The sequence below is a fragment of the Kitasatospora sp. NPDC091335 genome (assembly GCF_044757205.1).
Taxonomy (GTDB): domain Bacteria; phylum Actinomycetota; class Actinomycetes; order Streptomycetales; family Streptomycetaceae; genus Kitasatospora.
Window position 1 is genome coordinate 1 of record NZ_JBIVUM010000007.1, and the last position, 25,567, is coordinate 25,567.

Genomic DNA, 25,567 nt, shown 5'->3' on the forward strand with positions numbered 1-25,567 from the left:
AGGAATCTCCAACCCCAGGAAACCTGAGGCCGGGGATGTCAACATATCTGGCGTTGACTTTTGGCACGCTGTTGAGTTCTCAAGGAACGGACGCTCCCTTCGGACTGCCTTCCAGCAGACCCTCCGGGCTTCGTTCTTTCGTATTCCCAGCCTATCAGACGCTTTCCGCTCCGTTTACCGGGGCTTTTCGCTTCCGACTTGCCGGTGTCTTCCAGCGCTTGGCGCCCTGTCTGACGTTTCAAACTCTAGCCGGTCACCGCTTCGGAAAGCGAATCCGGCTGCAATCCGATAAAACGAACACACCGAATACAGACCGGGCCGCACCTGCACATGACAGGACTGCCTCGGCCCGAGCCGGGAAGTGTGGGTTCCAGAGGATTGGCCGCCCCGGGACCGTCCGCGCTGACGCGTGTCCGGTGCTCCCATGTCGAGCGACTGGGAGACAGTACTCCCCCTCGGGCCCCGGGACAAATGCCCAGCGTGAACGGCGCCGGCTCCCGAATCGGGGCGACCACGTCAGGGGCGACCACGTCGGGGCCGGGTGGCGCCGGTCACGGCCGGGTGGCGGGGCAGTCGGCGTCCCGGGCCGGGAGGACGCCGTCCAGGAGGTAGTGGTCGACAGCGGCGTCCACGCAGGCGTCGCGGGGCGCGAACAGACCCGCGTAGGCGGTGTGGTGGAAGGCGCCCCGGAGCGTCACCAGGCGGGAGCCGGTCAGGGCGCGGTGGGCGGAGAGCTGGCCGGGGTAGGTGGCGGCCGGGTCGCCGTCGGCGCCGACCAGCAGGACCGGCACCGCGTTGCGCACCCGGGTGGGCGGTTCGGCGGGCTGGGCGGGCCAGAAGGTGCAGGGCGTGAGGTTGCGGGTGAGCGGGCCGAACAGCGGCTCGTCGGTGCGGTGGGCCTGGACGTCGCGGTAGTAGGCGAGCGGATCCCGCGAGGCCGCGCGGTCCGCGCACATGATCGCGTTCTGCACGGCGGCGGCACCGCCCGTGTCGGGGGCCTCCAGGCCGGTCAGCACGGCCTCCAGCAGCGCGGTCGGGGCTGCCGTGCGGCCCTCGGCGGCGTCGAGCAGGACGCGCACCAGGTGGGCGAACTCGGTGTAGACGGCGGTGTCGTCGCCGGCCGACACCGTCCACAGCACCTGCGGCAGGGCACGGTCGAGCATGCTGTCGAGGCCGGGGCCGAGCCGGTTGTCGCCGGCGGAGGAACAGTCGTGGTAGGCGCGCCACTCGTTCGGGTTCCACCAGGAGCAGACGTCGATCTCGATGGCGTTGGCGCCGTGGTTGATCGCGGCGTCCACGCCGTCCAGGGTGTCGACCCGGTGGGCGATGGCGTAGACCGGGTGCCGGGTGTCCGCGGCGGCGGCCGGGGTGGTGCCGAGCGCGGTGACGCCGGTGATCGTGCACAGGGCCGCCGCCAGCGCCGGCAGCGTCCGGACGCGGGCGCCGTGCCGGTGGTGAGTCGTCAAGGAGTGTTCCCTCTCGTCGGTGTTCCGGTTGTCCGTGGTCAGGCAATCGATATCACCAACTGTGCGTTGACGTACGGCCAATGGGCGATAAACGGGGCCCCGCACCGACCGGCGTCCGTCCGGTGTCCGACCCGCATCCGATCGGGTGCGACCGGATCCGGCGGGTGAACACCGGTGCGATCGCCGCCGAAACGCCAGGCGCGGCCCTCTGTCATCGAACGGACTGTCGCTCCGGGCGACCCCAGGCGCCCCACCAGGACCACCGTTCCGGCCCGGTCACGTCATTCGAATCCCCGCGCGAACCCCGAACGGGGCCCGGCATTCCTCGGAATCCCTCCAAGCCGTGGATCCGGCACCTGTTTCCGCCATTTCTTCGCATACGCAGCTATCCGCCGCCATCGCGGGTAATCCTGAGCTGCCCGCCGAGTGAAGGTGCCGACGGGGCCGGAGCACCGGCAAGCGCCCCGCTCCTCCCCCGGCCCGTTCGCCCGGCCGTGTCCGACCGAAGGAGACGTCATGGCCATCGTCCGCAGGGTGCTGCTCACGGCCGCGGTCCTCACCGCCACCGTGCTCGTCGCCCCCTCCTCCTCCGCCCAGCCCCTCACCCCCTCGGCCTCCCGCGCCGCCGGCGGCGACCTCGCCCGCAACCCGAGCTTCCACGCCTTCACCGGCACCCACTTCACGGGCGCCGACACCTGGTTCTCCAACACCCAGGGGCAGTGCACGTACGTCGGCGACAACTGGAACGACAAGATCCGCTCCGCCCGTACCGAGGGCGGCGACCGGGTGGAGCTGTGGGACAACTTCGACTGCACCGGAGGGTCGATCACCATCGACGCCTCGGGCTACAGCAGCATCGGCGGCTGGGTCAGCGCCTACCGCGCCTACCTCGGGTAGCGGCTCCCCGGCCGCACCGAGCCGGCCCAGCACCGGGCCCGCCCGGCGGCGGAGGAGTGCGCGGCGAGGCCGGGGCGCACCGGCTCAGCCGGCGCTCTCCTCCTCCCGGCCGCCCGCCGGCGGGCGGTCCCGGTCGGGCCACACCGTGATGTGGTCGCGTTCCAGGACCAGCCGCACGCGGTCCGCCAGGCCCAGCGACTCGGTGAACTCGCGCGGCAGCTGGAGCCGGCCGACCCGGTCCAGCACGGTGTACTCCTCGGCGGCGGTGGCGCCCTCCGCGCCCGTGGCGGCGGTGCGGCGCAACACCTCGGTGGAGGTCCGCCCGTCGCGGATCCGCACCGTACGCCGGACCTGGTCGGCCACCAGGGCGTCATGGGTGACGATCAGCACGGTGGTGCCCAGTTCGCTGTTGGCGGTGCGCAGCGCGGCGAAGACCTCCTCCGAGGTTGCGGTGTCCAGTTCGCCGGTGGGCTCGTCGGCGAGCAGCAGCCGGGGCCGGTTGGACAGGGCGACGGCGATGGCGACCCGCTGCTGTTCGCCGCCGGAGAGCGCGGCCGGGGTGCGGTCGGCGGCGTGGGCGATGCCCATCAGGTCGAGCAGCTCCAGCGCCCGGGCGGCGCGCTCGCGGCGCGGCACGCCGGTGTAGCCCATCGGCAGCTGCACGTTCTCGCGGGCCGTCAGGTAGGGCAGCAGGTTGCTCGCGGTCTGCTGCTGGATCACCCCGACCGTCCGGCGCCGGTAGGCGGTGCGCTCGCGGCGCTTGAGTGCGCCCAGGTCGGTGCCGTCCACCACGGCGGTGCCGGCGCTGGGGGTGTCCTGGCCGGCCAGGATGCCGAGCAGGGTGGACTTGCCGGATCCCGAGGCGCCGACCAGGGCGAGCAGTTCGCCCTCCCGTACGGTCAGGTCGAGCCCCTGGAGGGCCTGCACCTCGACTCCGCCGCGGGCGACCGCGCCGGTGCGGTAGATCCGTACCAGGCTCTCGCAGGCCACCATCGGCCGGCCGGTCGCGGCTCCGGCCCCGGTCGCCGTCGCGGTCCCCGCCGCAGGTCGTTCGGTCGGACGGTCGGTCACAACGCCTCCCCCAGTCGTAGCACGGCGCCCAGGCCGCGGCGGCGGCTGATCGCCGCCTCCAGTGCGGCGGCCGCCGACACCAGCACGGCCACCGCGAGGCCGAGCCCCACGGTGATCGTCCAGTCGATGTGTGTGGCGGGCTCGAACGGCCCACCGGTGAGTGCCCTCAGCCGCAGGGCGGGGCCGAGCGCGCCGGGCAGCAGCAGGCCCAGCGCGGTGCCACCGGCCGCCGCGGCCAGCAGCACCGGCAGCAGTTGCAGCACCTGAAGTCCGAACACCGCGCGGCTGCCGGTGCCCAGGGTCCGCAGGTACGAGGAGGTGCGGGCCCGTTCGGTCGCGCTGAGCAGCAGGTCGAGGGCGAACGCGCCGAGCGCGAGCAGCAGGCCGATCCCGGTGGTGACCTGGAAGGCGAGCCCGACCGAGCGGACCAGTCCGTCGCCGCGCAGCAGGTCGAGCTCGGTGGCCGGGTCGCGGAACTCCACCGAGCCCCAGGTGTCGCCGCCGGGGGCGAGCTGCGCCGCGGCGCCGGCCCGCACCGCGGCCGGATCCAGCGGCGGGCCGCCGGCCGCCGGGTAGAACAGGACGGCGGACGCGTGGCGGTTCTGCGCGGGCAGTTGCTGCCCGGACCGGCCGCCGAGCAGGAGCAGCGGCCCGCTGCGCGGCCCGCTGCCGAGCACCGGCCCGAGCACCGGGTCGCGCAGTGCCTCCTCGGGCAGGGCGCCGACGACGCGGACCAGGCTGCGGCCGACACCCGGCGCGGAGACCTCGAAGGTGGCGTCGGGGAAGCGGGCGGCGAGGTCCGGGTCGGCCAGCGCGGTGAGCACCGGGATGCTGCCGCCCTCGCCGGTCCGCTCGACCGGCGCGTCCGCCCCGTCTGCGGCCAGGAGTGCGCGGGCGACCGGGGAGGACGGCTCGGCGGCGCCCAGTGCGGCGGCGTCCAGCCCGACCAGTTGGGCCCCGGGGATGCTGGTGCCGTCCTCCTGCGCGGTGATCTCCGCGGTCACGCCGTTGACGGTCACCCGGTGGCCGACGGTGGGGATCTTCGACAGGTCGCCGGACAGCCGGTCGCGCGGGCCGACCAGGGCGGCCGCCGCCCCGCCGGTGCGCCACTCGGCGGTCTGCGCGCGGCTGTCCGCGACGGTGCGGGTGACCATCCCGCCGAACACCCCGTACCCCGTGGCCAGCACCAGCACCAGCAGGGCGAGTGCGGCCGCGCCGCTGTGCGCACCGGCCCGGGCGAGCGCCACCAGCGGGACCAGACCGCGCGAGCGACGTGCCCAGTGGGTGGCCCGGAGCAGCACCGGCGGCAGCAGACGGAGCAGGAGCAGCACCGTGACCACCGCCAACAGCACGGGTGTCAGGGAGAGTTGGAGGTCGATGCCGGAGCCGGCGAAGGTCCCGCGGGTCCGCAGGGCGAACAGTCCGGCCCCGGTCAGCAGCAGCACCAGGGCCTCCAGGACGATCCGGCGGGTGCGCCGCACCGGGCGGGCCCGACCGGCCGAGGCGAGCAGCACCGCGGCCGGCGCGCACCAGACCAGCACCCCGGCGACCAGCACCGGCACCGGCGATCCCAGGCCGGCGCCCGGTGGCGTGAGCGCCCACCCGAGCACCCACCCCAGCGCCATGCCGGCACCGACGGCCACCGCGGCCTCCGCCAGCAGGCGGCCCGCGATCCCGGACAACCGGGCGCCGCGGGAGAGCTGGAGCGCGAAGGCGCTGGCCCGGCGGCGGGCACCGAGCCGCGCCGCGGCGACGGCGGTGGCCACCACGATGGCGAGCAGTCCGGCGAGCGCGAAGCCCTGGAGCTGTTCGGTGCGCCCGCGCTGGGCGGCGAACGCCTCCAGCTCCGGGGTGAGACGGTCGGTGACGGTGACCCCGGCCACCATGTGGTCGAGCAGCGTGCAGTCCTTCACCACCTGTTCCCCGCACAGCCGGTCCAGGCCGGTGGACCGCAGCCCGGCCAGTCCGGAGCGCAGTTCGGCGAGCCCCGCCGGGGTGGCGGCCGGGCCGGTGCGGTCGACCGTCACCGGCAGGTCCCAGGACACGTGGAGCGGCGCCTCGTCGGTCGTCTGCTCGATCCCGCCCGCGCTGGTCAGCAGCTGGGCGTACAGCTCGGCGCCGGTCAGCCCCTGCACGACCCAGGGCTCGACCAGCATCGGGAACCGCTGCCAGAGCGGGCGGGCGCCGTGGTCGGTGCGGAAGACCCCGACCAGGACCATCGGGGCACTCCACCCCTTGCTCTTCAGCTCGAACCGCTGCCCGAGCGCCAGGCCGACCTTGTTCATGACCGCTTCGGAGGCCGCGACCTCGATCGGCGCCCGCTCCGCGGACGGGTCCTTCGACGGCGGCGGCTGGTCCGGCGCCCGGCCCCGGACGTACTCGACCGGGCCGCTGGAGGCGTCGGGCCGGGCGTGGACCAGGCTGATCCCCGGCGCCCCGCTGTACGCGGTGGTCACCCCCGGCCCCATCGCGCCCGCGAGCTCGGTGGACACCCTGACCTGCGGCGTGCCGAGGGTGGCGGCCAGCGGCGGGGTGACGGTGCCGCGCAGCGTGGCGCCGATCCGGTCCAGGCCGCGGTCGAGCGCACCGGGAGGCGAGGTCCCCAGCCAGATCGCCTTCCTGGTGGTGGTGTCGACCGAGAGCAGCGCTCCGGGCTCCTGCGCGGCGGCCACCCGGTCGGCGAACGAGCCGGCCGCCAGCCGGTCGAACCGCGGCGGCCAGCTCAGCGGGATCGCCGTGAGCAGCACGGCGAGCAGCACGAGCACGGCCGCGACCGGCCAGGCGATCCGCGCCTCGCGCCGGATCAGGCGCAGTGTCAGCATGTGGGGCTCCCCCCGTCGGAAGGTCCGTCCTCGCGTGGCGTCCGGTACGGGGCCGTGCCCCGTCGGGCCATTCCCCGTAGGGCCGTCCGCCCGGCTCATCCGTCCTCCCCCGCGCGCAGGGCCCGGACCAGGTCCACCCGGGCCAGCAGCCGGGTGAGGACCAGCACGGCCAGGGCCAGCAGCAGGCCGCTCGCCAGCGCCGTGAGCGCGGCGGCGGGCCGGCCGGGGGCGTCGTCCAGGGCCGGGAAGAGCGGCGCCGCGCTGTCGTCCAGCACGGTGAACGGCAGCAGCAGGGCCGCCAGCAGCAGCCCCAGCAGGGCGCCGAGCAGGACGGGCGGCGCAATCACCGCCAGCTGTTCGGCGCGCAGCAGCCTGGTCAGTTCGCCGCGTCGCACGCCCAGGGCGCGCAGCACCGCGAACTCGCGTTGCCTGGTCCTGGCCGCGCTCACCGTGTGCAGGACCAGGGCGGTCACCGCGAAGAACGGTGCGGTGACCACGACCAGCAGCCAGGCACCGCGCAGTCCGGTCCGGAACGGGTCGTCCGCCAGGGCCACGGCGACCTGCGTGGCGCTCTCCGCCCGGCCGAACTCGCCGTGCCCGTCGACGGCGGCCCTGGTGGCCGCCGGGTCGCTGCTCGCCAGCCACCAGCCGGCCACGGCGGGCGGCGCCATCCCGGCCGCGGCGCGGGTCTGGACGAGGGTGCGCAGGTCCAGCAGGAGATGCCCCGGAGTCTTGCCGTAGCCCGGCAGGGCGGCGATCTCCCCGGTGATCCGGACCCGCTGGGTGCTCTTCCCGTCGCGCTCCCAGTCGATCCGCAGGGTGTCGCCGACCTTGGCGTTCACCGCGTCGAGCAGTGCGCGGTCGGCGACCGCGGGGAGCACCGGGGACGGCCGTCCGCCGGTCGTGCCTCCGGGTCCGGCCTCGGACACCACCGCGAAGGACAGGTCGGCGCCGCTCCCGTCCGGTCGCTCGGGCTCCTGGGAGGACAGCACCGCGTGCAGCAGCGCGGAGCCGCCGCTCTCCCAGGAGCAGGCCCCGGAGTCGTCGGAGATCTGGACCTCCCGGGTGGGCGCGGTGCCGGGGCAGCGGAGCTCGACCGGCTTGGGGAGGACCGTGCCGGCGGGGGACCACTGCCGGCCCGGCGGGAGCGCGAGAGCGGTCCGCTGCCCGCCGGTGACGGCGGCGATGCCCGACACCCGCAGGTCGACGGTGGTGCGGGCGGCCAGCCGGGCGGGGAACCGGACGTCGAGCCCGGTGAGCGTCAGCGGGAGGGCGCGCCGGTCGCTGCCGGGGAGGTCCAGGGTCACGGTGTGCGGGCCGCCGTCGGCCGGCAGCGGGGCGGTGACCTGGTCGGCCAGCCCGCGGGAGTCCTGGAACCGGAGGCTCAGACGCAGTCCGGGGGCGGGGACGGGCAGGTCGGCGGTGGCCTGGACGGTCACCTCCAGGGCGGTCGGCCCGCCCGGCACCGGGAGCCCCTGGACGGGTACGGAGGTCAGTGCGGCCAGCAGCTCGGGGGCCGGGCGGTCGGCCTGGTCCCGGCGCAGGGCGGGCAGCTGCCCGGTGGCCATGGCGCCCGTGGTGTCGAGGGCGACGGTCCTGACCACCGTGCTGCCCACGAAGGCGGTCTGCTCGGCCACCGGGGTCAGACCGGTCACTCCCGGCAGGGCGGCCAGCGCGGCCTGCCGTTCGGGCGGGGCGCCGGGCACCCCGGACAGCCGCAGGTCGGCGCCGACGGTCTGGGCCGCGCGAGCGCGGTCGTTGGCCGGCAGCGCGGTCAGCACCCCGGCGGCCAGGCTGCCGCAGGCCACCGCCAGCAGCGTCGCCAGGACGGGGACGGCCTGGCGGCCGGTGTCACGGCTCAGCCGCCAGGCGCCCAGCGGCAGGACCAGTCCGCGGGCCCGCCCGGCCGACCGCTCCAGCAGCCGCCCGACCAGCGGGAGCAGCCGCAGCAGCAGCACCGCTCCGGCCACCGCCATCGCCGCCGGGGCGAGCACCAGCACCGGATCGATCCCGGCGTCGAACCCGGAGCCCGCACCCGTCGCCACCAGGCCCTGGTAGTGCCGCAGTTGGAGGAAGGCGAGGGCCGCCACCACGAGCAGCGCCAGGTCCGCGCCGGCCCGCTGCAGCCCCAGCCGGCGGCCGCTGCGCGCGCGCAGGGCCCGCCGGGCGCCCGGGTCCAGCGCCTGCCGGGCGAGCGGCAGCAACAGCGCCGCGCCGTGCACCACCAGCGCGAACCCTGCGGTCCACCAGGCCGTCCGGCCGGCGTCCGCGGCCAGCCCTTGCGCCTCGGAGCCGCTCACCCCGACGCCGCGCAGCACGGCGGCCAGCAGCGGTTCGGCCAGCAGCAGTCCGCCGATCGCGGCCGGCACCGCGGCCGGCGCCCACTGGCCGGCCGCCGCCGCGAGCAGTCGCAGCGATCCGGCCCCCCGGGAGCGCTGGAGGGCCTGCTCGCCGGCGACCGCGTCGGACAGCCGGCGTGCCGTCAGTATCAGGACCACGGAGGCGAGTACGGCGAGCAGGGCGAGCGGTACGGCGATTCCGGCCCTGGCCGCCAGGGCCGCCGTCGCCTGGTTGTCGACCGCGGCGGGGAAGCCGCTGCGCACCACGGTGTCGGTCAGCGCCGGAGGGGCGCCGCGGTAGACGGTGCGGGCGGTGTCCCCGCGGACGAAGACGGCCACCCGGTCGCGCAGCGCGGTGAGTTGGGGCAGGCTCAACCCGCCGGTGTCGGGCAGGGCCAGCCACACGGCCCGGGCGACGGCACCGAACGAGGGCAGCGCGGTCAGCTGCCCGCCGTCGACGAGCAGCAGGGGGCGGGTCGCGCCGTCGGGGCCGCCGAGGCCGGTCCAGAGCGCGACGGCCGCCGGGTCGGGCCGGTAGACGCCGGTGACGGTGAGGGTGACCGGGGCGCCGGTGGCGGGGCCGGGGACGACGGCGGTGCTGCCGACGTCCAGGCCGAGCCGGTCGGCGGCGGCTTCGGGGAGCGCGACGCGCAGCCCGTCACCGGGAGGTGGGGCGGCCGGAGCGGCCGGGGCGTCCGGCCAGCTGCCGTTGCGCAGCCGGGCGTAGCGGCCCGGGTCCGGCAGGCCGATCGGGAGCACGGAGAGCACCGTCTCGGTCGGCCGCCGGCGCATGGCGGGCGGCAGCGGCAGGTCCACGGTGACGGAGCCGCTCAGTGCCGTCTCGGTACGGAACGGGGCGCCCCCCATCGTCCGGGCCAGCGAGGCTCGCACCGCCCGGTCGGCCGCGGGCAGGTCCTTCGCCGTCCAGTGCGCGGACACCTCGACCGACCGCCCGGCATCGGCCGCGAGCCGCTGGCGCACCCCCGAGGCGGCGGCGGACTCGGCCAGCCCGGCCACCGCGGACAGCACCGCCGTCGCCACCAGGATGCTCGCGGCCACGGCCGCCAGCACCAGCCCGTGTCTCCCGAACCGGCGCCGGATACCCGCCAGTATCATCCACTGCTCCCCTCGCCGGCCTCCGGAGCGGAGGGGCACGCGCCACGAGACCCCGCCCGGTACAGAGTTGAGGTTCTATCACAGCAACCCCACATATGGTCTGTACCAATTCCTCAACCGGTCAGACGGCCCGGCGGCCCGCCCGGGTTCAACCCGTTCCCCGCCCGTCCGCACCGGGGGCGGATATCAGCGCGAGGTGAACACTTCACCACGGGGCGTGAGGGTGTTAGCGTCCCTCGGATGTCGAGGATTCTGGTCACCGATCTGGACGGCACCCTGCTCGGCGGCACCCGGGACGACCGGCGCAGGCTGCGGGACGCCCTGGCCCACCACCCCGAGGTGACACCGGTCTTCGCCACCGGACGCTCGCCGGCCTCCGTCCGGGAGGTCCTCCGCGATCCGCTCGTCCCCCGGCCACGCTGGATCATCGCCGACGTCGGCGCCACCGTCGTCGACGGCACCGACTTCACCACCGTGGACCCGGTACAGGAACACCTGCGGGCGGGCTGGCCCGGGCAGGAGCGGGTACGCGCCGCGCTGCGCAGCTTCCCCGGGCTCGACTACCAGCACGGCGTCGTCCAGGACGGCCGCTGCTCCTACCACCTCGCCCCCGACCGGCTCACCGGCGAACTCACCGCGGCCGTCGAGGCCCTCGGCTGCGCCTGGGTGTACTCGGCGGACCGCTACTTCGACGTGCTGCCGCCGGGGGCCTCCAAGGGCAGTGCCGTACGGGCCCTGGCCGCGAAGCTGGGCTGGCGGCCCGAGGACATCCTGGTCGCCGGGGACTCGCTCAACGACCTCTCGCTGTTCCGGCTCGGCGTGCACGCCGTGGTCGTCGGCGGGGCCGAACCCGCGCTGCTCACCGCCCTCGCCGGGGACCCCCTCGTCCACCGGCCGGGCCCGGCCGGCGCGGCCGGCATCCACGCGGCGCTCCTGGACCTCGGCTGGGTCTCCCCCGAACCCGAGGCCGCCTCCGCCGCCGCCCAACGCCCCGCCGCCGAAGGCCCCGCCGCCGAAGGCCCCGCGCGCCGGCACTCCCTCGTGGTGGCCTACCACCGCCCGCCGCTGCACTGGAACGGCGCGAGCTGGCAGCCGCCCGGCAGCCCCAACGGCATCCTGCCCACCCTGACCAGCGCCTTCGCCGACGGCCTGCCGGGCGTCTGGGTCACCGCGCTGACCGGCCGCGACCGGACGGCGGCCCTCCCGCCACCCACCTCGCTGCCGCTGTCCCCCGTACCGCTGGACACGGCCACCTGGCGCGGCTACTTCCACGGCGCCTGCAAGGAGACCCTCTGGCCGGTCCTGATGTCCGAACCGGGCAGGTCGGTCCTCGACGAGCGGACCTGGGCCGACTACCGCACCGTCAACGCGCGCTTCGCCCGGCACATCGCCGCCCAGGCCGCCCCGGGCGCCACCGTCTGGCTCCACGACTACAACCTCTGGCTGGTCCCCGGCCTGTTACGCCGCCTCCGGCCCGACCTCGGGACCGGGATCTTCCACCACACCCCCTTCCCCGCACCGGACGTCTTCGCCACCCTCCCGGTCGCCGCCGAACTGCGCGGCTCACTGGCGTGCCTCGACTGGGCGGGCTTCCACACCGAGGAGTTCGCCGGGAACTTCCGCGGGGCCCTGGCCGGTCTGCCCGATCCGCCGCGCACCGGGGTCCACCCGCTCGGGATCGACCGGCCGGCCGTCGAGCGGCTCGCCCGCCTCCGCACACCGCGCCGTGCTCCGGCCGGCGTCCGCGTGGTGCTCTCCGTCGAACGCCTCGACTACGCCAAGGCCCCGGTCCAGAAGGTCGAGGCCGTCGACCGTCTGCTCTCCCGCCGCCCCGGACTGCTCGGCCGGATCGTCTTCCGGCTGGTCTGCGCGCCCCCCGAGCCCGGCATCACCGCGTACGACACCACCCGCCGCCACCTCGAACAGCGCGTCGCCGATGTCAACACCCGCTGGCAGCGGGGAACTTGGCGGCCGGTGGACTACCTGCCCCATGGCCTGCCCCCGGCCCGGGTCGTCGACGAGTACCTGGCGGCGGACGTGCTCTGGGTGACCTCCCTCCAGGACGGGATGAACCTGACCGCCAAGGAGTACGTCGCCGCCCGGGCCGCCCTCCAGGACCGGGACGCCGCGCCGGGCGTCCTGGTGCTCTCCCGCCACACCGGCGCCGCCGCCGAACTCGGCGAGGCCGCCCTGCTCACCGACCCCCGCTCGCCCGAGGACCTCACGGCCGTCCTGGCCCGTGCCCTCGACCTCGCGCCCGCCGAACGCCGGGCGCGCATGGAGCGGCTCTCCGAACTCCTCGGCCGGGAACGGCCCGGGGACTGGGCCGCCCGGATCGTCCGCGCCATCCGCGGCTGCTCCGCCCCGGTCCCACCGCCGGTGACGCCACCGGTGACGCCACCGATGACACCCCGATCGGGCCGCCCGTCCCCCGTCGCCGCGCGGCGCCCGTGAGCCGGAGCCGCCGCCATCCGGGGCCCGGCCAGGGCCCCGCGCCTGCTCACCGGCGGCTGCCGCGCAGGGTGTAGGCGGCGGTGCCCAGCACGGTCAGGCCCACGGCCACCGCCGTCGAGGTGTCGGTGCGGGGCTCCTGGACCATCCAGGTCATCGCCTGCTCGACGAGGGAGGGCCGGGCCCCCACCGCCAGCATGAGCAGGCCCCAGCCGACGGGCGGGACCCACGCGGCCTGCGCCCCGAGCAGCACCGCCGCGAGTCCGGTCAGCCCGGTGAGCGCCGGCACGGCCAGGACGAGGGTGGCGAAGGGCACCGCGTGGGCCGTCCGGCCGACGGCCAGGTGCACGGCGGCGAGCAGGCCGAGCAGGACAGCGCCGGGCAGCGTCACGTGCAGCGCGCGGACCAGCCGCCAGCGGACCGGCGTGCCGCGCTCCAGTTCCTCGTCCGGGCCCGCCAGGGTGCGGGCGACGGCGGCGACGCCCAGCACCGCGGCGACCAGACCGACCATCCGCGCGGCGCCCGGATCGTCCAGCCGGTACCCGGCCCAGGTGAGCGCGGCGGCGACCAGGAAGACCAGCAGGGCGGCCGGGACCGCCCGGCTCCGCAGGTGCAGCACCAGGCCGCGCAGTCCCGGCGTCATCGGCCGGCCTCCTCACCCGTGACGGCCTCGCCCGTACCGGCGTCACCGGTCACGGCGGCGAGCGGATCCCCGCAGGCCAGCCCGGCCTTCCGGGCCTCCCCGATCCTCTGCCTGCGCTCCTCGGCGGGCAGCGCGCGCAGGGTGTCGAGGGCCGCGCGGGCGACGGGACTCAGCCTGTCCGCGGGAGTGTCCAGGAGCAGGACGGTGACCGCTTTGGAGGCGTCGGACGCACGCGCCCGTGCCCGCTCCCCGAGGGGGCAGTCGCGGTCGCCGAGGGCGTTCTGGGCCAACAGGTCGAGGACCGTGGCGGGCTCCCACCGGATGCCGCCCTGCTGGGTCCGGTACGGGAGTTCGATCCGCACCGTACCGGGGTCCCCGGCGCCGCCCGCCGCCCGGCCGTCGTCGATCATCCAGCTCACCGGATCCTCCTGCACCCGGGTCGGGCCGCCGGGCACCCCGGCGAAGGCGTCCAGCACCCTGCGGGCGGGCGGCAGCAGGTCGTGCAGTGCGGCGCGGTGCACCCTGGTGACGCAGACCCGGCCGTCCTCCGCCGCGCAGACCATCTCGGTGGCCCGCGGCTCGGGGACGATCGCACCCGACGGCGCGACCAGGGAGCCGAGCGCCAGCCCGGCCACGGCCGGCGCCGCGGCCAGCACCCGGGCCCGCGTGGTCGCCGCGACGGCCAGCAGCACACCGCTCAGCCCGAGGGCGGCGAACCAGACGGCCTGGCCCGCGGACAGCGAGGGCAGCACCCGGTGGAAGTCGTCCGTCACCGGCAGCATCGGCAGCACCGTGTCCACCAGACGGTTCGCCGGCCGCCCGTCCCTGACCTGGCTGACCGCCAGGACCAGGAACAGCAGGACCGCCCCCAGCGGCGCCGCGACCGGCGCCGGAGCGACCCGTCCGATCCCCAGCCCGAGCAGGGCGACGGCGACGACGACGAGCAGCCCCACCGCGAGGCCCAGCGGCCACTGGCCGTCGCTGAACGTCGCGTTCCCGGAGACGATCGCCGCGGCCCACCCGACGATCGCCGCCACCGCGAGCACCGCCGCGCCGGCCGTCACCGCGAAGGCCGGCAGCAGCCGCACCGGGCCCGGCCGCGGCGTGGCGGCGAACAGCTCGGAGACCGCGCTGCGCCGCTCCCGCCCGCCGTGCCAGATCGCGGCGGCCAGCACCAGCGGCAGGACGACCCAGGCGGTCGACCGCAGCGAGTGGACCAGGGACGTCCAACTGGCCGCCCACTGCTGGACGTCCATCCAGAGGAAGACCCGGGTCAGGGCGGCCAGCGCCAGGAACAGCGCCGGGGCGACGGAGCGCTTCGTCTCCAGGCGCACCATGCGGAACATTCACAGTCTCCAGGGGTAGAGGGGTGGTCGGGTGGTGACGGCCCTACTTCGGGCCGCCGGCCTTCGCTTCGCGGTGCCGGCGCAGGATCGCGGAGTAGCCGCGCTCGATGTCGCTGTCGCCCGGGTCGGCGTCGGTGCCCGCGCCGCGGAGCCCGTCGACGTGGCCGGCGAAGACCGTGCCGCCCTCGTCGATCAGCACCACGCTGGTGCAGGCCGCGGCGACGTCCTCGACCAGGTGGGTGGAGACCAGGACGCAGGACTGTTCGCCGATGCCGCGCAGCAGCGCGCGGAACTCCATCCGCTGGGCGGGGTCCAGGCCGACCGTGGGCTCGTCCAGCAGCAGGATGTCGGGGTCGTTGACGATCGCCTGGGCGATGCCCGCCCGGCGCAGCATGCCGCCGGAGAGCGAGCCCATCCGGTCGTCGGCCCGGCCGGTCAGGTCGACCCGGTCGATGGCGTGCTGCACCGCGTCGGCCGCCCGGTGCCCGGGCACCTCCTTGAGCCAGGCCATGTACTCGACGAACTCCCTTACGGTGAACCGCCGGTAGTGCCCGAACGCCTGCGGCAGGTAGCCCAGCCGGCGGCGCAGCGCGCGCAGCTCGCCCCGGCCGCGGCGGGCGCCGCCCAGGAGCTCCAGCTCGCCGCCGTGCGGGGTCAGGACGGTGGCGAGGGTACGGATCAGAGTGGTCTTGCCCGCCCCGTTGGGTCCGAGCAGGCCGTGCACGCCGGTGCCCAGGTCCAGGTCGATCCCGTCGACCGCGCGGCGGCGGCCACGCCGGACGGTCAGGCCGCGGGCCCTGATGTGGTGGGCGTAGCGGGTGGGCGCGATCTCGCTCGCGATGCCGGTGACGGGCATGGTCGTTTCTCCTCGCGGTGCGGGTGAAGGATGCGGCTGAAGTACGGGGGTGGGGGTGCGGGTGAAGGATGCGGGTGCGTGGTGGGGCGGGTGGCCTGCCGTGACGGCGGGCCACCCGGCGGTCAGCCCCGGCGCGCGCGGGCCTCACGGGGATGCAGGTAGGCGTTGCGGCACAGGACGACGGCGGCGCCCAGGAGCGCCACCGCGACCGCCCACCCGGGGGCGGCCGAGTCCCGCAGGTAGGAGGGGACGGTCCGGCCGTCCGTCGCGGGGACGACCACCAACGCGGCCCATCCGGCGCCGAGCGCGCTCGCCGCGCGCTGGATGCCCACCCTGCTGCCGAGCGCCAGGGCGGCGCAGGTCAGGGCGAGGGCCGGCAGCAGGACCAGCGCGGGCGCGGTGCCGGTGATCGCGCCGCCGGCCGCCAGCGCCGGGACCACCAGGGTCAGCACCGCCACGGTCCTTCGCAGCAGCAGGCCGAGCCCCGCCCGCGGCGTCGTCGCGATCAGCTCGTGCGCCGGATCGGCGTGCGGGCCCCAGCTCAGGGCCACCCCCAGCAGCGGCATCGCCGGGGCCAGCAGCAACAGGACCGGGGAGTCGCCCCCGCCGGCCGCCGACAGCACCAGGGCGCCGAGCACGACGAGCAGCAGCGCGCAGACCCACGGTCCGAACGCCGGGGCCGCCCACCGGGCCAGCTCCCGCCGCACCCGCCGCCACCGGCGGCGGCGCACCGGCGACAGCGGCACCGCCCGCGCCAGGCGCTCGCGCACCTGCTCCACCAGTGCGGTGTCCGCCGGGCTGTGGGCCAGGGACGCCCTGGCCAGCTCGGCCCGGCAGTCGGCGCACCGCTCCAGGTGCGCCTCCACCGCCCACAGCTCACCGGCGGTCGGGGCGGGGCCCGGGGCGTCTTCCCCCCGCACGTAGCTCACCAGCAGCGGACGCGGGACGTGGGCAGTCATGACAGGGCCTTTCGCAGGTCGAGGCGGGCCCGGCGGGCACGGGTCTTGACCGTCCCCTCGGGGATCTTCAGCAGCGCCGCGGTCTCCCTGACCGTCAGCCCGTCGAGCACCATCGCGGTCAGCACCTGGTGCAGCTCGGGGGCGAGCCGGTCCAGGGCCGCCCCGACGTCGCCTCCCACCGCGGCCTCCAGCACCTCGTGCTCGGCCGAGGGCGCCGGCCCTGGGGCGACCGACCGGGGCGGCGGCGCGCCGTGCCGGCCACGTGTCCGGAAGGCGTCCACCAGCCGGCGGGCGGCGATCGTCCACAGCCACCCGCCCGCCTCCTCGCCGCGCATGCTGTCGGCGAACGACCCGGCCGCCCGCCACACCGCCAGGTACGTCTCCTGGAGCACCTCGGCGACGATCTCGTCGTCCGCGCACCGCCGGCGCAGCCGCGCCGTCAGCCAGGGGGCGCTGCGCCGGTACAGCTCGTCGAAGGCCGCGGTGTCCCCGCGGGCGATGCGCCGGACCAGCCGCGCATCGGTCATCAAGGCCGGTGAACGTTTCACGTCCTGGTCTTACGGCGCTCCGGGCCGCCCGGTTTTCCCGCGGACCGTGATCCCCGTCACACGCCGCCGCCCCGGGCCTGCGGGACCCGGGGCGGCGGCGTGCGGAAGCGTGTGGCGTCGTGCGGAGGTGGCGTCAGGAGGTGGCGATGCCCGGGTCGGAGAGGCCGGGGGCGCCGGTCTCGACGTGGCCGGCGAGGCGGCGCACGAAGTCCGCGGTCCCGCCCGAGGTGACGGTCACGTCGTACCACCGGCGGCAGGCACTCAGGTCGACGGTGCACGTGACGGTCGCGCCACGGCGGACGGCAACGGTCTGCGGGGCGCCGCCGTAGGCGTTGGCGAGGGTGAGCACGGCGTCCGCGGTGCCCGGGTTGGTGAGGGTGAGGGCGAGGTTGCCGGTGGTCGCGTCGTGCCGCGCGGTGACCTCGGGCCCGGCCGCCTTGCCGGGGCTGCGGAAGCGGCGCAGGAAGCCGTTCGGGCCGTGCACGGTCAGGTCCGTGACGCCCTGGGAGTACGTGGTGTTCCAGGCGTCCGCGATCGTCCTGCCCGCCTCCGTGGTGTACGTCCACGGGCCGTCGGTGCGGTTGGCCGAGGTCACCAGGAACTGGGCGCCCGCCGCCGCGCCCGCGCTGAAGGTGAGGCGGTACTTGCCCGTGGCGGTGTCGGCCGCACCGTCCACGTACGGCGCGTACGCCAGCGGGCGGGTGGGCCGCGCGCCCGGCTCCTGCTTCGGCATGGCGCCGGCGGCGGGCGGGGTGGGCACGTAGTCCGGGTGCCGGTCGCGGTCCGGCGGGAGGTAGCCGGCCGTGGAGGGGAGCGCCGCCGGGGTCGCGTTCGACGCGGTGAAGTCGAAGGCGGAGGTCAGGTCGCCGCAGACGGCGCGCCGCCAGGGCGAGATGTTGGGCTCCCGGACGCCGAAGCGGCGCTCCATGAAGCGGATGACCGAGGTGTGGTCGAAGGTCTCCGAGCAGCTGTAGCCGCCGGTGCTCCAGGGCGAGACGACCAGCATCGGCACCCGCTGGCCCAGCCCGTACGGTCCGGCCGCGTAGCCGATGCCGCCGGCGTACTGCTCGGCGGTGGTCGCCACCGTCGACAGCCCCTGCGCGGCGGAGGAGGGCGGGAACGGCGGCACCATGTGGTCGAAGAAGCCGTCGTTCTCGTCGTAGGTGACGAACAGCGCGGTCCTGGCCCACACGGCGGGGTTGGCGGTGAGCGCGTCCAGCACCTGCGAGACGTACCAGGCGCCGTAGTTGGCGGGCCAGTTGGGGTGCTCGGTGAAGGCCTCGGGGGCGGCGATCCAGGAGATCCGCGGCAGCGTGCCGGCCTGGACGTCGCGCCGCAGGTGGTCGAAAAGGCCGTCGCCCGCCTTGGCGTTGGTGCCGGTGCGGGCCTTGTCGTACAGCGGGTCACCGGGCTTGGCGTTGCGGTAGTTGTCGAAGTAGAGCAGCGAGTTGTCGCCGTAGTTGCCGCGGTACGCGTCGCCGATCCAGCCCCAGGAACCGGCCGCGTCGAGGCCGTCGCCGACGTCCTGGTAGATCTTCCAGGAGATCCCGGCCTTCTCCAGCCGCTCGGGGTAGGTCGTCCAGGTGTAGCCGGCCTCCTGGTTGCCGAGGACCGGGCCGTTGCCGGTGACGCCGTTGCCGGTGCAGCCCGACCACAGGTAGTAGCGGTTCGGGTCGGTGGAGCCGATGAACGAGCAGTGGTAGGCGTCGCAGACGGTGAACGCGTCGGCGAGCGCGTAGTGGAAGGGGATGTCGTCGCGGGTCAGGTAGGCCATCGTGGTGGCCGTCTTGGCGGGGACCCACTGGTCGTACCTGCCGCCGTTGAAGGCCCGGTGGCCGCCGGCCCAGTCGTGGTTGAGGTCCTGGACGAACTGCATCCCGAGATCCCTGACCTGGGGCCGGAACGGCAGCACCTCCCGCTTGAGGCCGTCCGTCTGGTACCACACCGGCTTGCCGCTCGGCAGGGTCACCGGACGGGGGTCGCCGAAGCCGCGGACGCCCTTCAGCGCGCCGAAGTAGTGGTCGAACGAACGGTTCTCCTGCATCAGCACGACGATGTGCTCGACGTCCTGGATGGTGCCGGTGCCGCCCAGCGGGGCGATGGCGGCGGCTCGCGCGATGCTCTGCGACAGCGACGGGAACGCGGCGGTGGCGCCCGCGAGTTGGAGGAAGCGGCGACGGTTCGGCTCTGCCATGGGTGGATGACCTCGACATGTCATGAGGGTGGAGGACGGCGCCCCCAGGACAGCGCGTGCGGGGTACCGCCCGGCGGACCGTTCATGACTGCCCGCCGTACGGCGGACGAACGCATCGAGTTGTACGGACAGGATCGATCCGCCCTGCCGTCCCCCCGCCGGGCACGGCTGTCATCGTCCGACCGTCGCCAGGTCGTCCAGCAGGGCGTCCGCGGTCACTTCCTCGACCACGGCGGTGCGCAGTTCGGCCATCGCGTCGACGAGGGCCGGGTCCCACGGTGCGGGCGTGAGGCGCCCCGGGTCGGGGCCCGAACGGACCAGCGCCGCGGCGCGGCGGTAGTCCTGCGCCGCCATCCGCCAGGGGACGGCTCCGGTCTTGGCCATGACGTGGGCGGCGATCCGGATGCCCTCGCCGTCGAAGTCCCCGTGGTGGTGCAGGGAGGCCCCGGCTCCGGCGAGCAGGCGCAGCAGGTGGATCACGGCGGTGTTGGGCCAGCCCGAGGTGCAGACCAGCGGTGGACAGTTCCGGCCGAAGCGGCGCAGGGCCAGGGCGAGCACGCTGGGGTTCTCGGCGATGTGCACCGGCCCCGCGGGCACGGCGAGTCCGCCGGGAGAGCGGAGTTGGGCCAGGGTGAGGCTGACGGGGTGACCGGCCTCGGCGCAGATCCGGGAGACCCCGGCGACCGGGCCGTCCCCGCCGAGGCGCAGACCGACGGCGAGCACGGTGGCGGAAAGCTGGTCGTCGGCCACCCCGGCCCGGCTCCAGAGCGCGCGCCTGGCCTCGGCGCCGTCCGGCACGCCGGTGCCGTACAGCACCGCCAGGGCGCGCAGGACGAGGCCGGACAGCCGGGTCCCGTCGTCGAGGGCGTGGGAGTCCCCGTCGAGGTGCCGGGCGGCGATGACCGGGAGCGGTTCCCCGCCCGCGGGGAGGGCCGCCAGCACCGTCAGGGCGGCGGACAGCAGGTCGCGGGTCCGCTCGGGCGAGCCGTCGGCCAGTCCGTTGGCCCGCAGGTGGGCGACCCATTCCAGGAGGACGGGCTGGGCGGTCACCACGTCGTGGCCGGCCAGCCACCCCCACAGGGCGTCGCGTTGCCCGGTCCTGCGCTCGCGCTCGGCGGCCCGGTCGGGGATCGGGCCGAGGATCGCCGCCACCACCTCCCGGACCGGTCCCCCGCAGGCGTCCACCACGGCGGTCTCCAGTCCGCCGAGGTGGATCGTCGGCTGGACGCCGGGGAGCCGGTCGAGTCCGAGGAGGTCGGCCAGGGCCTCCCGGCCGGCGTCGTCGAGCGGCCCGGAGCGCACCCGGCTGACGGGGCGGCCGGTCGACAGGCGGTCGTGGACGGCCGCCCAGAGGGGGCGGAGCTCGGGGAGGTCGAGGGGGTGGCGGTCCGTCATGCCGGTCCGTCCGGGCCGGCCCCGTCCGCGCCGGGGCCGGCCTCATCCGGGTCGGCCCCGTCCGGGTCCGCCTCGTCGGGCAGCAGGTCGGTGCCCGTCCAGGTGAAGCGGGCGCTGGTGACGGCGTCGTCGCCGTCGCCGCCGGTGATCAGCTGGTGGACGGCGATGCCGGAGAGCTCCCGGTAGGTGCACCACTCGTGGTCCGAGGTGAGCACCAGGTCGAGGTCGAGCGCCGCGAGGAGGGCGAAGACCTGCCCGCGGTTGACGGTGTCGACGCCGACGAAGACCTCGTCGAGCAGGATCAGCCGCGGGGACTCCGGCACCGCCTCGTAGTGGGCGGCCACCGCGGCGAACAGCGGCAGGTGGAGCGCGATGGCCTTCTCCCCGCCCGAGAGCGCGCCGTGGAGCTTCTTGGTGAGCAGTTGCCAGCCGGCGCCGTTGGCGCGGTCCAGCTTGACGACGAACTGGTGCCAGGCCGTGTAGTCGAGGACCTCGGCGAGCTGCTCCTCCCACGTGGCGGCGGTGTTGCGGGTCTTGGCCTCCTCGATGCGGCCCCGGAAGAAGGCGTGCAGGGCCTCGCGGTCGGCCTCGGTGATCCTGGCCGGGTCCTTGAGCAGCAGTTCCCGGGCCGTCCTGGTGCCGGCGGGCAGGTCCGGGTGGATCTGCCACACCAGCCGGACGGCCACCCGCGAGGCGGTGCGGACCCGTTCGAGGTGGCCGTTCATCCGCTCGACGAGCTCACCGGCCTGGCGGATGCGGGAGGCGAGGTGGCGGCGGGTGTCGCCGGTGAGGGTCCGGTCGAAGAGTCCGCGTTCGGCGGCGGTGATGTCGTCCTGGCTGCGGTCGCGGTCGCCGGTGAGGATGGCGAGGAGGCTCGTCGCACCGACCCGGATGCCGTCGACGGTGGCGGTGAGGACGTGGATGTCCTCCTCGGCCTCCAGTTCGAGGTCGGCGCGGCTGCTGAGGCTCTGGCGGGCGCGGTGGACGGCTTCGGAGAGGCGGTTCAGGGAGTCGCCGAGGTTCCTGGTGCCGTGCGGCAGTCCCGGCCAGGTGGCGGCGGTCTCGCGGGCCGCTTCGAGGGTGGCGCGGGTACCGTCCGCGGCGGTGAGGGTGAGACCGAGGCCCGCGTCCTCGGGGAATCCGAGCACGCACAGGCGCCGGAAGCCACGGGCGGCCTCGTTGCGGGCCGCCACGGCCTCGTCGCGCCGGCCCGCGTCCTGGGCCGTGACGGCGCTCAGCGCGCCGATCCGGCCCTCCAGCGCGATGAGTGCCCGGGTGCCGGCGTCGATCTCACGGCGGGTCCGGTCGAGCGACGTCCGCAGGTCGCCGATCCTGGCGGCCACCTGGCGGTAGTCCTCGCCGACGGTGCTCTCGACGGCCTGGAGCGCGGACCGGAGCCCTCGGGCGGCCGCCTCGGCCTCCTCCGCCTCGGCCGCGCTCTCCGCCGCGGCCTCCCCGGCGGCCTCGGCGTGGCCGCGGGCGGTGTCCCAGGCGTGCCGGGCGGCCACCCAGGCGAGGTGGGCGTCCAGCCAGACGTCGGCCTGCTCGCGCAGCCCGTCGACGGCCGTGGCGGTCGCGTCCAGGGCGGCCCGCTCGGTCGGCAGGGCGTGCTCGGCCGACGCGACGGCGAGGGCGCGCAGCGCGGCCGCGACGGCGTCCTCCTGCCGTACGAGCCGCTCGACGGCCTCGCGTACGGCGTCCTCGCGGGCGCCCACCTCGGACTCGGACCGCTCCCAGGCGCGCCTGGCCCGGTCCACCTCCCCGTGGTGCGGCCGGGACAGGAGGTCGGCGCCGAGGCGCGCCCTGCGGTCGGCGAGGCCGCGCAGCCGCGCCTCGAAACCGGTGACGGTGGCGGTGGCCTCGGCCAGTTCGGCGGTGAGGACGGCGATGCGCCGCTGCCTGGCGCGTTCCCTGGCCGCGGCTCCGATGTGGCCGGACTCCGCCTTGGTCCAGGAGCCGACCGCCGTCGCGAGCCGCCAGCTGCCGTCGGCCGCCACCGCCACCGGGTGGCCCGCGGGGAGGGTGGGGCCGTAGGCGACGCCGGCCAGCAGCCGCCGCACCTGACCGGCCGGCACCGGGCCTTCGGGCTCGGGAACCAGGACGTCGAGCAGGGAGGTGCCCGGTGCGGGCGTGGCCGACGCGGGGTCGGCCAGGGTGTCGTGGCCGGGGACCGCGAGGCCGCCGTCGGGGGTCAGCCAGGCGTCCAGCAGGCCGGCCGCTTCCAGGGCCGCCTCGATGCCCGCCTGGTCGGCGGGAGGCACGTCCGGCCGGAACGCCAGCAGCCGCCACAGCGGCGCTCCCGGCAGCACCGACCGGTCGGCCGTGCGGGTGCGCGGGGCGACGGGCTGCAGATCGGTCGCCGCCGCCGTGTCCGCCAGCTCGTCGGCGGTCCGGTCGCGCCGGGCGCGGGCGTCGTCCCGGCCCGCCCGGACGGTCGTCTCCTCGGCGGTGAGGGCGCTCTCCGCCGTACGGGCGGCCGCCTCGACCAGCGCGAGGACGTCCGTCTCGGCGGCGGCCAGGGAGGCGAGCTCCTCGACGTCCTCGATGCGCAGTTCGGTGCAGTCGGCCGCCGCCCACCGGCGCAGCCCGTCGGCGTGGGCGTCGACGGCGGCCTCGTAGGCGCCGGCGTTCCCGTCCCGCCGCGCGGACGCCTCGGCCAGCCGCCCGCGCGCCGTGTCGAGGTGCTGCTCCGCCACCGTCCGGTCCGCGACGGAACGCTCGTGGCGTTCGACGGCGGCACGGACCCCGGCGATCTGGCCGTGCCGCGACACGACCGCACCGCGCAGCAGGCGGCGTGCCCTGCGCCCCTGCTCCCCCACGTCCCCGGACGGATCCGGGGTGGCGCCGAGCACCTCCTGCACCTCGGTGCAGAGGGACTCCATGGCCACGCGCCGCGCCGCGCCCCTGGCATCCTCCCTGGCGACGCGGGTGTGCTCCGCCCGCTGGTCGGAGCGCAGCCGCGCCTCGTCGGCCCGCCCGGCGTCCTCGGCGGCCGCACCGGCCTTCCGGTCGGCGGCGGCGCGCAGCCTGGCGGCGGCCCCGGCGGCCTGCTCGGCCCTGCGGCGGAGCTGGTCGAGTTCCTGGCCCTGCCGGTAGACCTCGGAGCCGAGCAGCCCCTCGATGGCGCCGTCGATCTCCTGGACCCGGTGGCCGAGCTCGTCCTTCGCGCGGGTGCTCGCCTCGCGCTCGCGCAGGGCTCCGGCGTGCTCCTCCTCGCTCTCCCGGGCGACGCGGGTGAGGTTGTCCATCTCGGTGGTCGCGGAGATGAGCGCGGCGGCCCCGGCGCGCAGGACGCGCTGGGCGTAGCCGCGCTGCTGGTGGGCGACGGCGGTGGCCGCGGCCACTTCGTCGTCCAGGGTCTTCAGGTGTTCTCGCTGGCGGTCGAGGCGTTCGAAGCCTTCGGCCAGTTCGGTGATCTCGCCCTGGCCGAGCGGCGGCAGGGCCCGGGAGAGCAGGGCGGACAGCAGCGACGGGTCCAGGCGCTCGGACAGCTTGGGGGTGCGGAGCTGGAGCAGGGCGGTGATCAGGGCGTCGTAGCGCTGCTCGCCCAGTCCGGGAAAGAGCGTGCCGCGGACGGTGTTGCGGTAGTCGGCCGACGATCCGTGCAGCTCGCCCCGGCCCTGGAGGGCTTCGGCCAGGGCCGCGCGGGTGAGCGGCTGGCCGGCCTCGTTGACCAGGGCGAGGCCGCCGGGGCGGTCGATCCGCGCGTTGGTGGTGAAGTAGTCGGCGGTGACGCCGGTGGTGTGCACGCTGGCCTGGAGTCTGGCGCCGCAGGTGAACCGGACGGGATCGTCCGCGGCGTCTCCGTCGCCGGCGCTGTCGCCGCCGCGGACGAACTCCAGCCAGACGTAGCCGACCCGGGTCTTGCCCGAGGTGCCCTCGCCCATCAGGTTCCAGTGCATGGTGCGCTCGGAGCCGCCGAAGGTGGACAGCCGGCTGGGGCGCAGGCTGGCGTCGAGCAGGAACGGCAGCAGCACCTCCAGCGCCTTGGACTTTCCGGTGCCGTTCTGCCCCCGCAGGAGCAGCCGGCCCTCGTGGAAGGTGAAGGTCTCGTCGTAGTAGCGCCAGACGTTGAGGATGCCGGCCCTGGAGGGCTGCCACCGCGCCACGGCCCCTGGCGTCCGGAGCGCGGAGGGCCGCGGAAGGTGTGTCACGGTCATCGGAAGTCCTCCCTGGTCAGGTCGTGGGACCGGCGGTCGCGGGGGTCACGGCGGTCGTGGCACCGGCGGTCGCGGGGGTCACGGTGCTCCGGTACCGGAACGCCGCGGGCCGGGCAACGGTACGGTCGCCGGCCCGGCCGGCCAGGCCGAAGTCGGTGAGGACCCGGACGGCGTCGGCCGTGAGGCGCTGTGCGCCGTCCTCCGACTGGTAGCCCTTCGCCCACTGCGGGAAGCGCCGCAGGAGTCCGTTCGCCTCCACGGTGAGCTGTTCCGGTGTCAGCCCGCCGGGGGCGGCCGTCAGCGGGTCCAGCAGGAGCAGGGCGGCGACACGGGCCGTCGCGGAGTCGTCCGGGAAACGGCTGTCGGTGGCGATCCCGTCCGGGTCTACGAGCAGCAGACCGTCCGCCCGTTCCTCCAGCACGAAACCGCCCTGCTCTGCGGCGCGCCGCACGATCTGGCGCCCGGTCGGGGAGGTGAGGTAGGCCAGTTCGTCGGCGCGGAGCTCGTCGTGGTGGAGGACGGGATCGTCGAGGAGCCGGCGCAGCACCGAGTGCCGCAGTCCGAGGTTGCGCTGCGCGTCGGAGGCGTCGGCGCCGCCGTACCGGCTCTCGCGCACCGTGCCCTCCAGGAGTTCCTCGAAGCGCAACGGTACGTCCTCCGCCGGGACGGCCAGCCGGGACGGGCCGACGGGCGCGGCGAGCAGGCGCATCAGCACGGTGGCGTCCACGCGGTAGAGCACCTTGGCCTCCGCCGAGTCGACGAAGCTCTCGGTGACGCCGTCCACCGTGAGGAGCGCCCCGTAGGCCTCCAGGAGTTTGAGCACGTCCACGAAGGCCATCCGCTCGGACCTGCCCGCCGTGTCGAAGGGCGGCAGCGCCTCGTCGGCGGCACAGGCCTGGACGACCCGGTCGGCGATCAGGCCGACCGTCGTCACCGGGACGGGGAGCAGCTCGGCCGCGACGACGCACAGCAGGGTGTAGCGGCGGCGGTCGAACGGCGCCCTGCCGGACCGCAGCCGCCGGGCGGGGCGCGAGGTGTGGGGCACGGCCCGGATCTTGAACAGCCGCGCGTACCCCAGGCGCGGCTCCACCACCAGCTGCCAGCCGCAGTTGTAGTCGAACCACTTGGTCAGCGGCCCCTGCCGGCGGCGGACCAGCTCGAAGGCGGCCGGGTCGCCGCGCTCGGTGATCAGCGGTCGGCCGAGGAGCAGCCTGACGCCGCGGGCGACGTCCTGCCGCTCGGCCAGGACCAGCTGGTTCGCGAGCGTGCTCATGTGTCCCTCCCGAGGGTGACCGCGCTCCGCC

15 protein-coding genes are annotated in these 25,567 nt (G+C 75.9%); 2 read left to right on the forward strand and 13 right to left on the reverse strand.

Annotated elements, in window-relative coordinates:
- Positions 1-551: 551 nt before the first annotated feature.
- Complete coding sequence (locus tag ACIQOW_RS17190; protein WP_401085317.1) at positions 552-1,466, reverse strand: alpha/beta hydrolase; 915 nt, start codon at positions 1,464-1,466, stop codon at positions 552-554.
- 516 nt (positions 1,467-1,982) lie between these two features.
- Between ACIQOW_RS17190 and ACIQOW_RS17195 the strand changes: the two genes are divergently transcribed.
- Complete coding sequence (locus ACIQOW_RS17195; protein WP_401085320.1) at positions 1,983-2,363, forward strand: peptidase inhibitor family I36 protein; 381 nt, start codon at positions 1,983-1,985, stop codon at positions 2,361-2,363.
- A gap of 84 nt (positions 2,364-2,447) precedes the next feature.
- Here ACIQOW_RS17195 and ACIQOW_RS17200 read toward each other — a convergent pair whose 3' ends face one another.
- From ACIQOW_RS17200 to ACIQOW_RS17210, 3 genes are all read right to left on the reverse strand, one after another.
- The gene (locus ACIQOW_RS17200; RefSeq protein WP_401085323.1) at positions 2,448-3,434 is read right to left on the reverse strand and encodes an ABC transporter ATP-binding protein; all 987 of its coding nucleotides are present in this window, start codon (positions 3,432-3,434) and stop codon (positions 2,448-2,450) included.
- A complete protein-coding gene (locus ACIQOW_RS17205) occupies positions 3,431-6,256 on the reverse strand; it encodes a hypothetical protein (RefSeq protein WP_401085326.1) in 2,826 nt (941 codons plus the stop codon). Before ACIQOW_RS17205 ends, ACIQOW_RS17200 begins: the two co-directional genes overlap by 4 nt.
- Positions 6,257-6,351: 95 nt before the next feature.
- The gene (locus ACIQOW_RS17210) at positions 6,352-9,711 is read right to left on the reverse strand and encodes an FtsX-like permease family protein (RefSeq protein WP_401085328.1); all 3,360 of its coding nucleotides are present in this window, start codon (positions 9,709-9,711) and stop codon (positions 6,352-6,354) included.
- A gap of 240 nt (positions 9,712-9,951) precedes the next feature.
- Here ACIQOW_RS17210 and ACIQOW_RS17215 point away from each other — a divergent pair, with 240 nt between their 5' ends.
- Complete coding sequence (locus ACIQOW_RS17215; RefSeq protein WP_401085331.1) at positions 9,952-12,165, forward strand: HAD-IIB family hydrolase; 2,214 nt, start codon at positions 9,952-9,954, stop codon at positions 12,163-12,165.
- Positions 12,166-12,211: 46 nt separating this feature from the next.
- On the opposite strand, the gene ACIQOW_RS17220 is transcribed toward ACIQOW_RS17215, so the two are convergent.
- The 9 genes from ACIQOW_RS17220 to ACIQOW_RS17260 all read right to left on the reverse strand — a co-directional run bounded on the left by ACIQOW_RS17220 (position 12,212) and on the right by ACIQOW_RS17260 (position 25,536).
- On the reverse strand, positions 12,212-12,805 hold the full coding sequence (locus ACIQOW_RS17220; RefSeq protein ID WP_401085334.1) for a hypothetical protein: 594 nt from the start codon (positions 12,803-12,805) through the stop codon (positions 12,212-12,214).
- Positions 12,802-14,151, reverse strand: coding sequence for a hypothetical protein (locus ACIQOW_RS17225; protein WP_401085336.1), 1,350 nt, complete (start codon positions 14,149-14,151; stop codon positions 12,802-12,804). Before ACIQOW_RS17225 ends, ACIQOW_RS17220 begins: the two co-directional genes overlap by 4 nt.
- Positions 14,152-14,194: 43 nt before the next feature.
- Positions 14,195-15,007 (reverse strand): ATP-binding cassette domain-containing protein, encoded by an 813-nt coding sequence (locus ACIQOW_RS17230; RefSeq protein ID WP_401085338.1) that lies wholly within the window; start codon positions 15,005-15,007, stop codon positions 14,195-14,197.
- A 122-nt stretch (positions 15,008-15,129) separates the two neighbouring features.
- Entirely contained in the window at positions 15,130-15,966 is an 837-nt protein-coding gene (locus ACIQOW_RS17235; RefSeq protein WP_401085341.1) for a zf-HC2 domain-containing protein, read from the reverse strand.
- Positions 15,963-16,493, reverse strand: a complete 531-nt coding sequence (locus ACIQOW_RS17240) for an RNA polymerase sigma factor (RefSeq protein WP_401085344.1) — start codon at positions 16,491-16,493, stop codon at positions 15,963-15,965. Before ACIQOW_RS17240 ends, ACIQOW_RS17235 begins: the two co-directional genes overlap by 4 nt.
- Positions 16,494-16,647: 154 nt before the next feature.
- Positions 16,648-18,708: a phosphocholine-specific phospholipase C gene (locus ACIQOW_RS17245; RefSeq protein WP_401085347.1), complete on the reverse strand. Its 2,061-nt coding sequence runs from the start codon at positions 18,706-18,708 to the stop codon at positions 16,648-16,650.
- A gap of 171 nt (positions 18,709-18,879) precedes the next feature.
- On the reverse strand, positions 18,880-20,103 hold the full coding sequence (locus ACIQOW_RS17250) for a TIGR02679 family protein (protein ID WP_401085350.1): 1,224 nt from the start codon (positions 20,101-20,103) through the stop codon (positions 18,880-18,882).
- Complete coding sequence (locus tag ACIQOW_RS17255; RefSeq protein WP_401085353.1) at positions 20,100-24,263, reverse strand: TIGR02680 family protein; 4,164 nt, start codon at positions 24,261-24,263, stop codon at positions 20,100-20,102. The genes ACIQOW_RS17250 and ACIQOW_RS17255 overlap by 4 nt, the downstream gene beginning before the upstream one ends.
- Positions 24,264-24,279: 16 nt before the next feature.
- Positions 24,280-25,536: a TIGR02678 family protein gene (locus ACIQOW_RS17260; protein WP_401085356.1), complete on the reverse strand. Its 1,257-nt coding sequence runs from the start codon at positions 25,534-25,536 to the stop codon at positions 24,280-24,282.
- Positions 25,537-25,567: the final 31 nt, after the last annotated feature.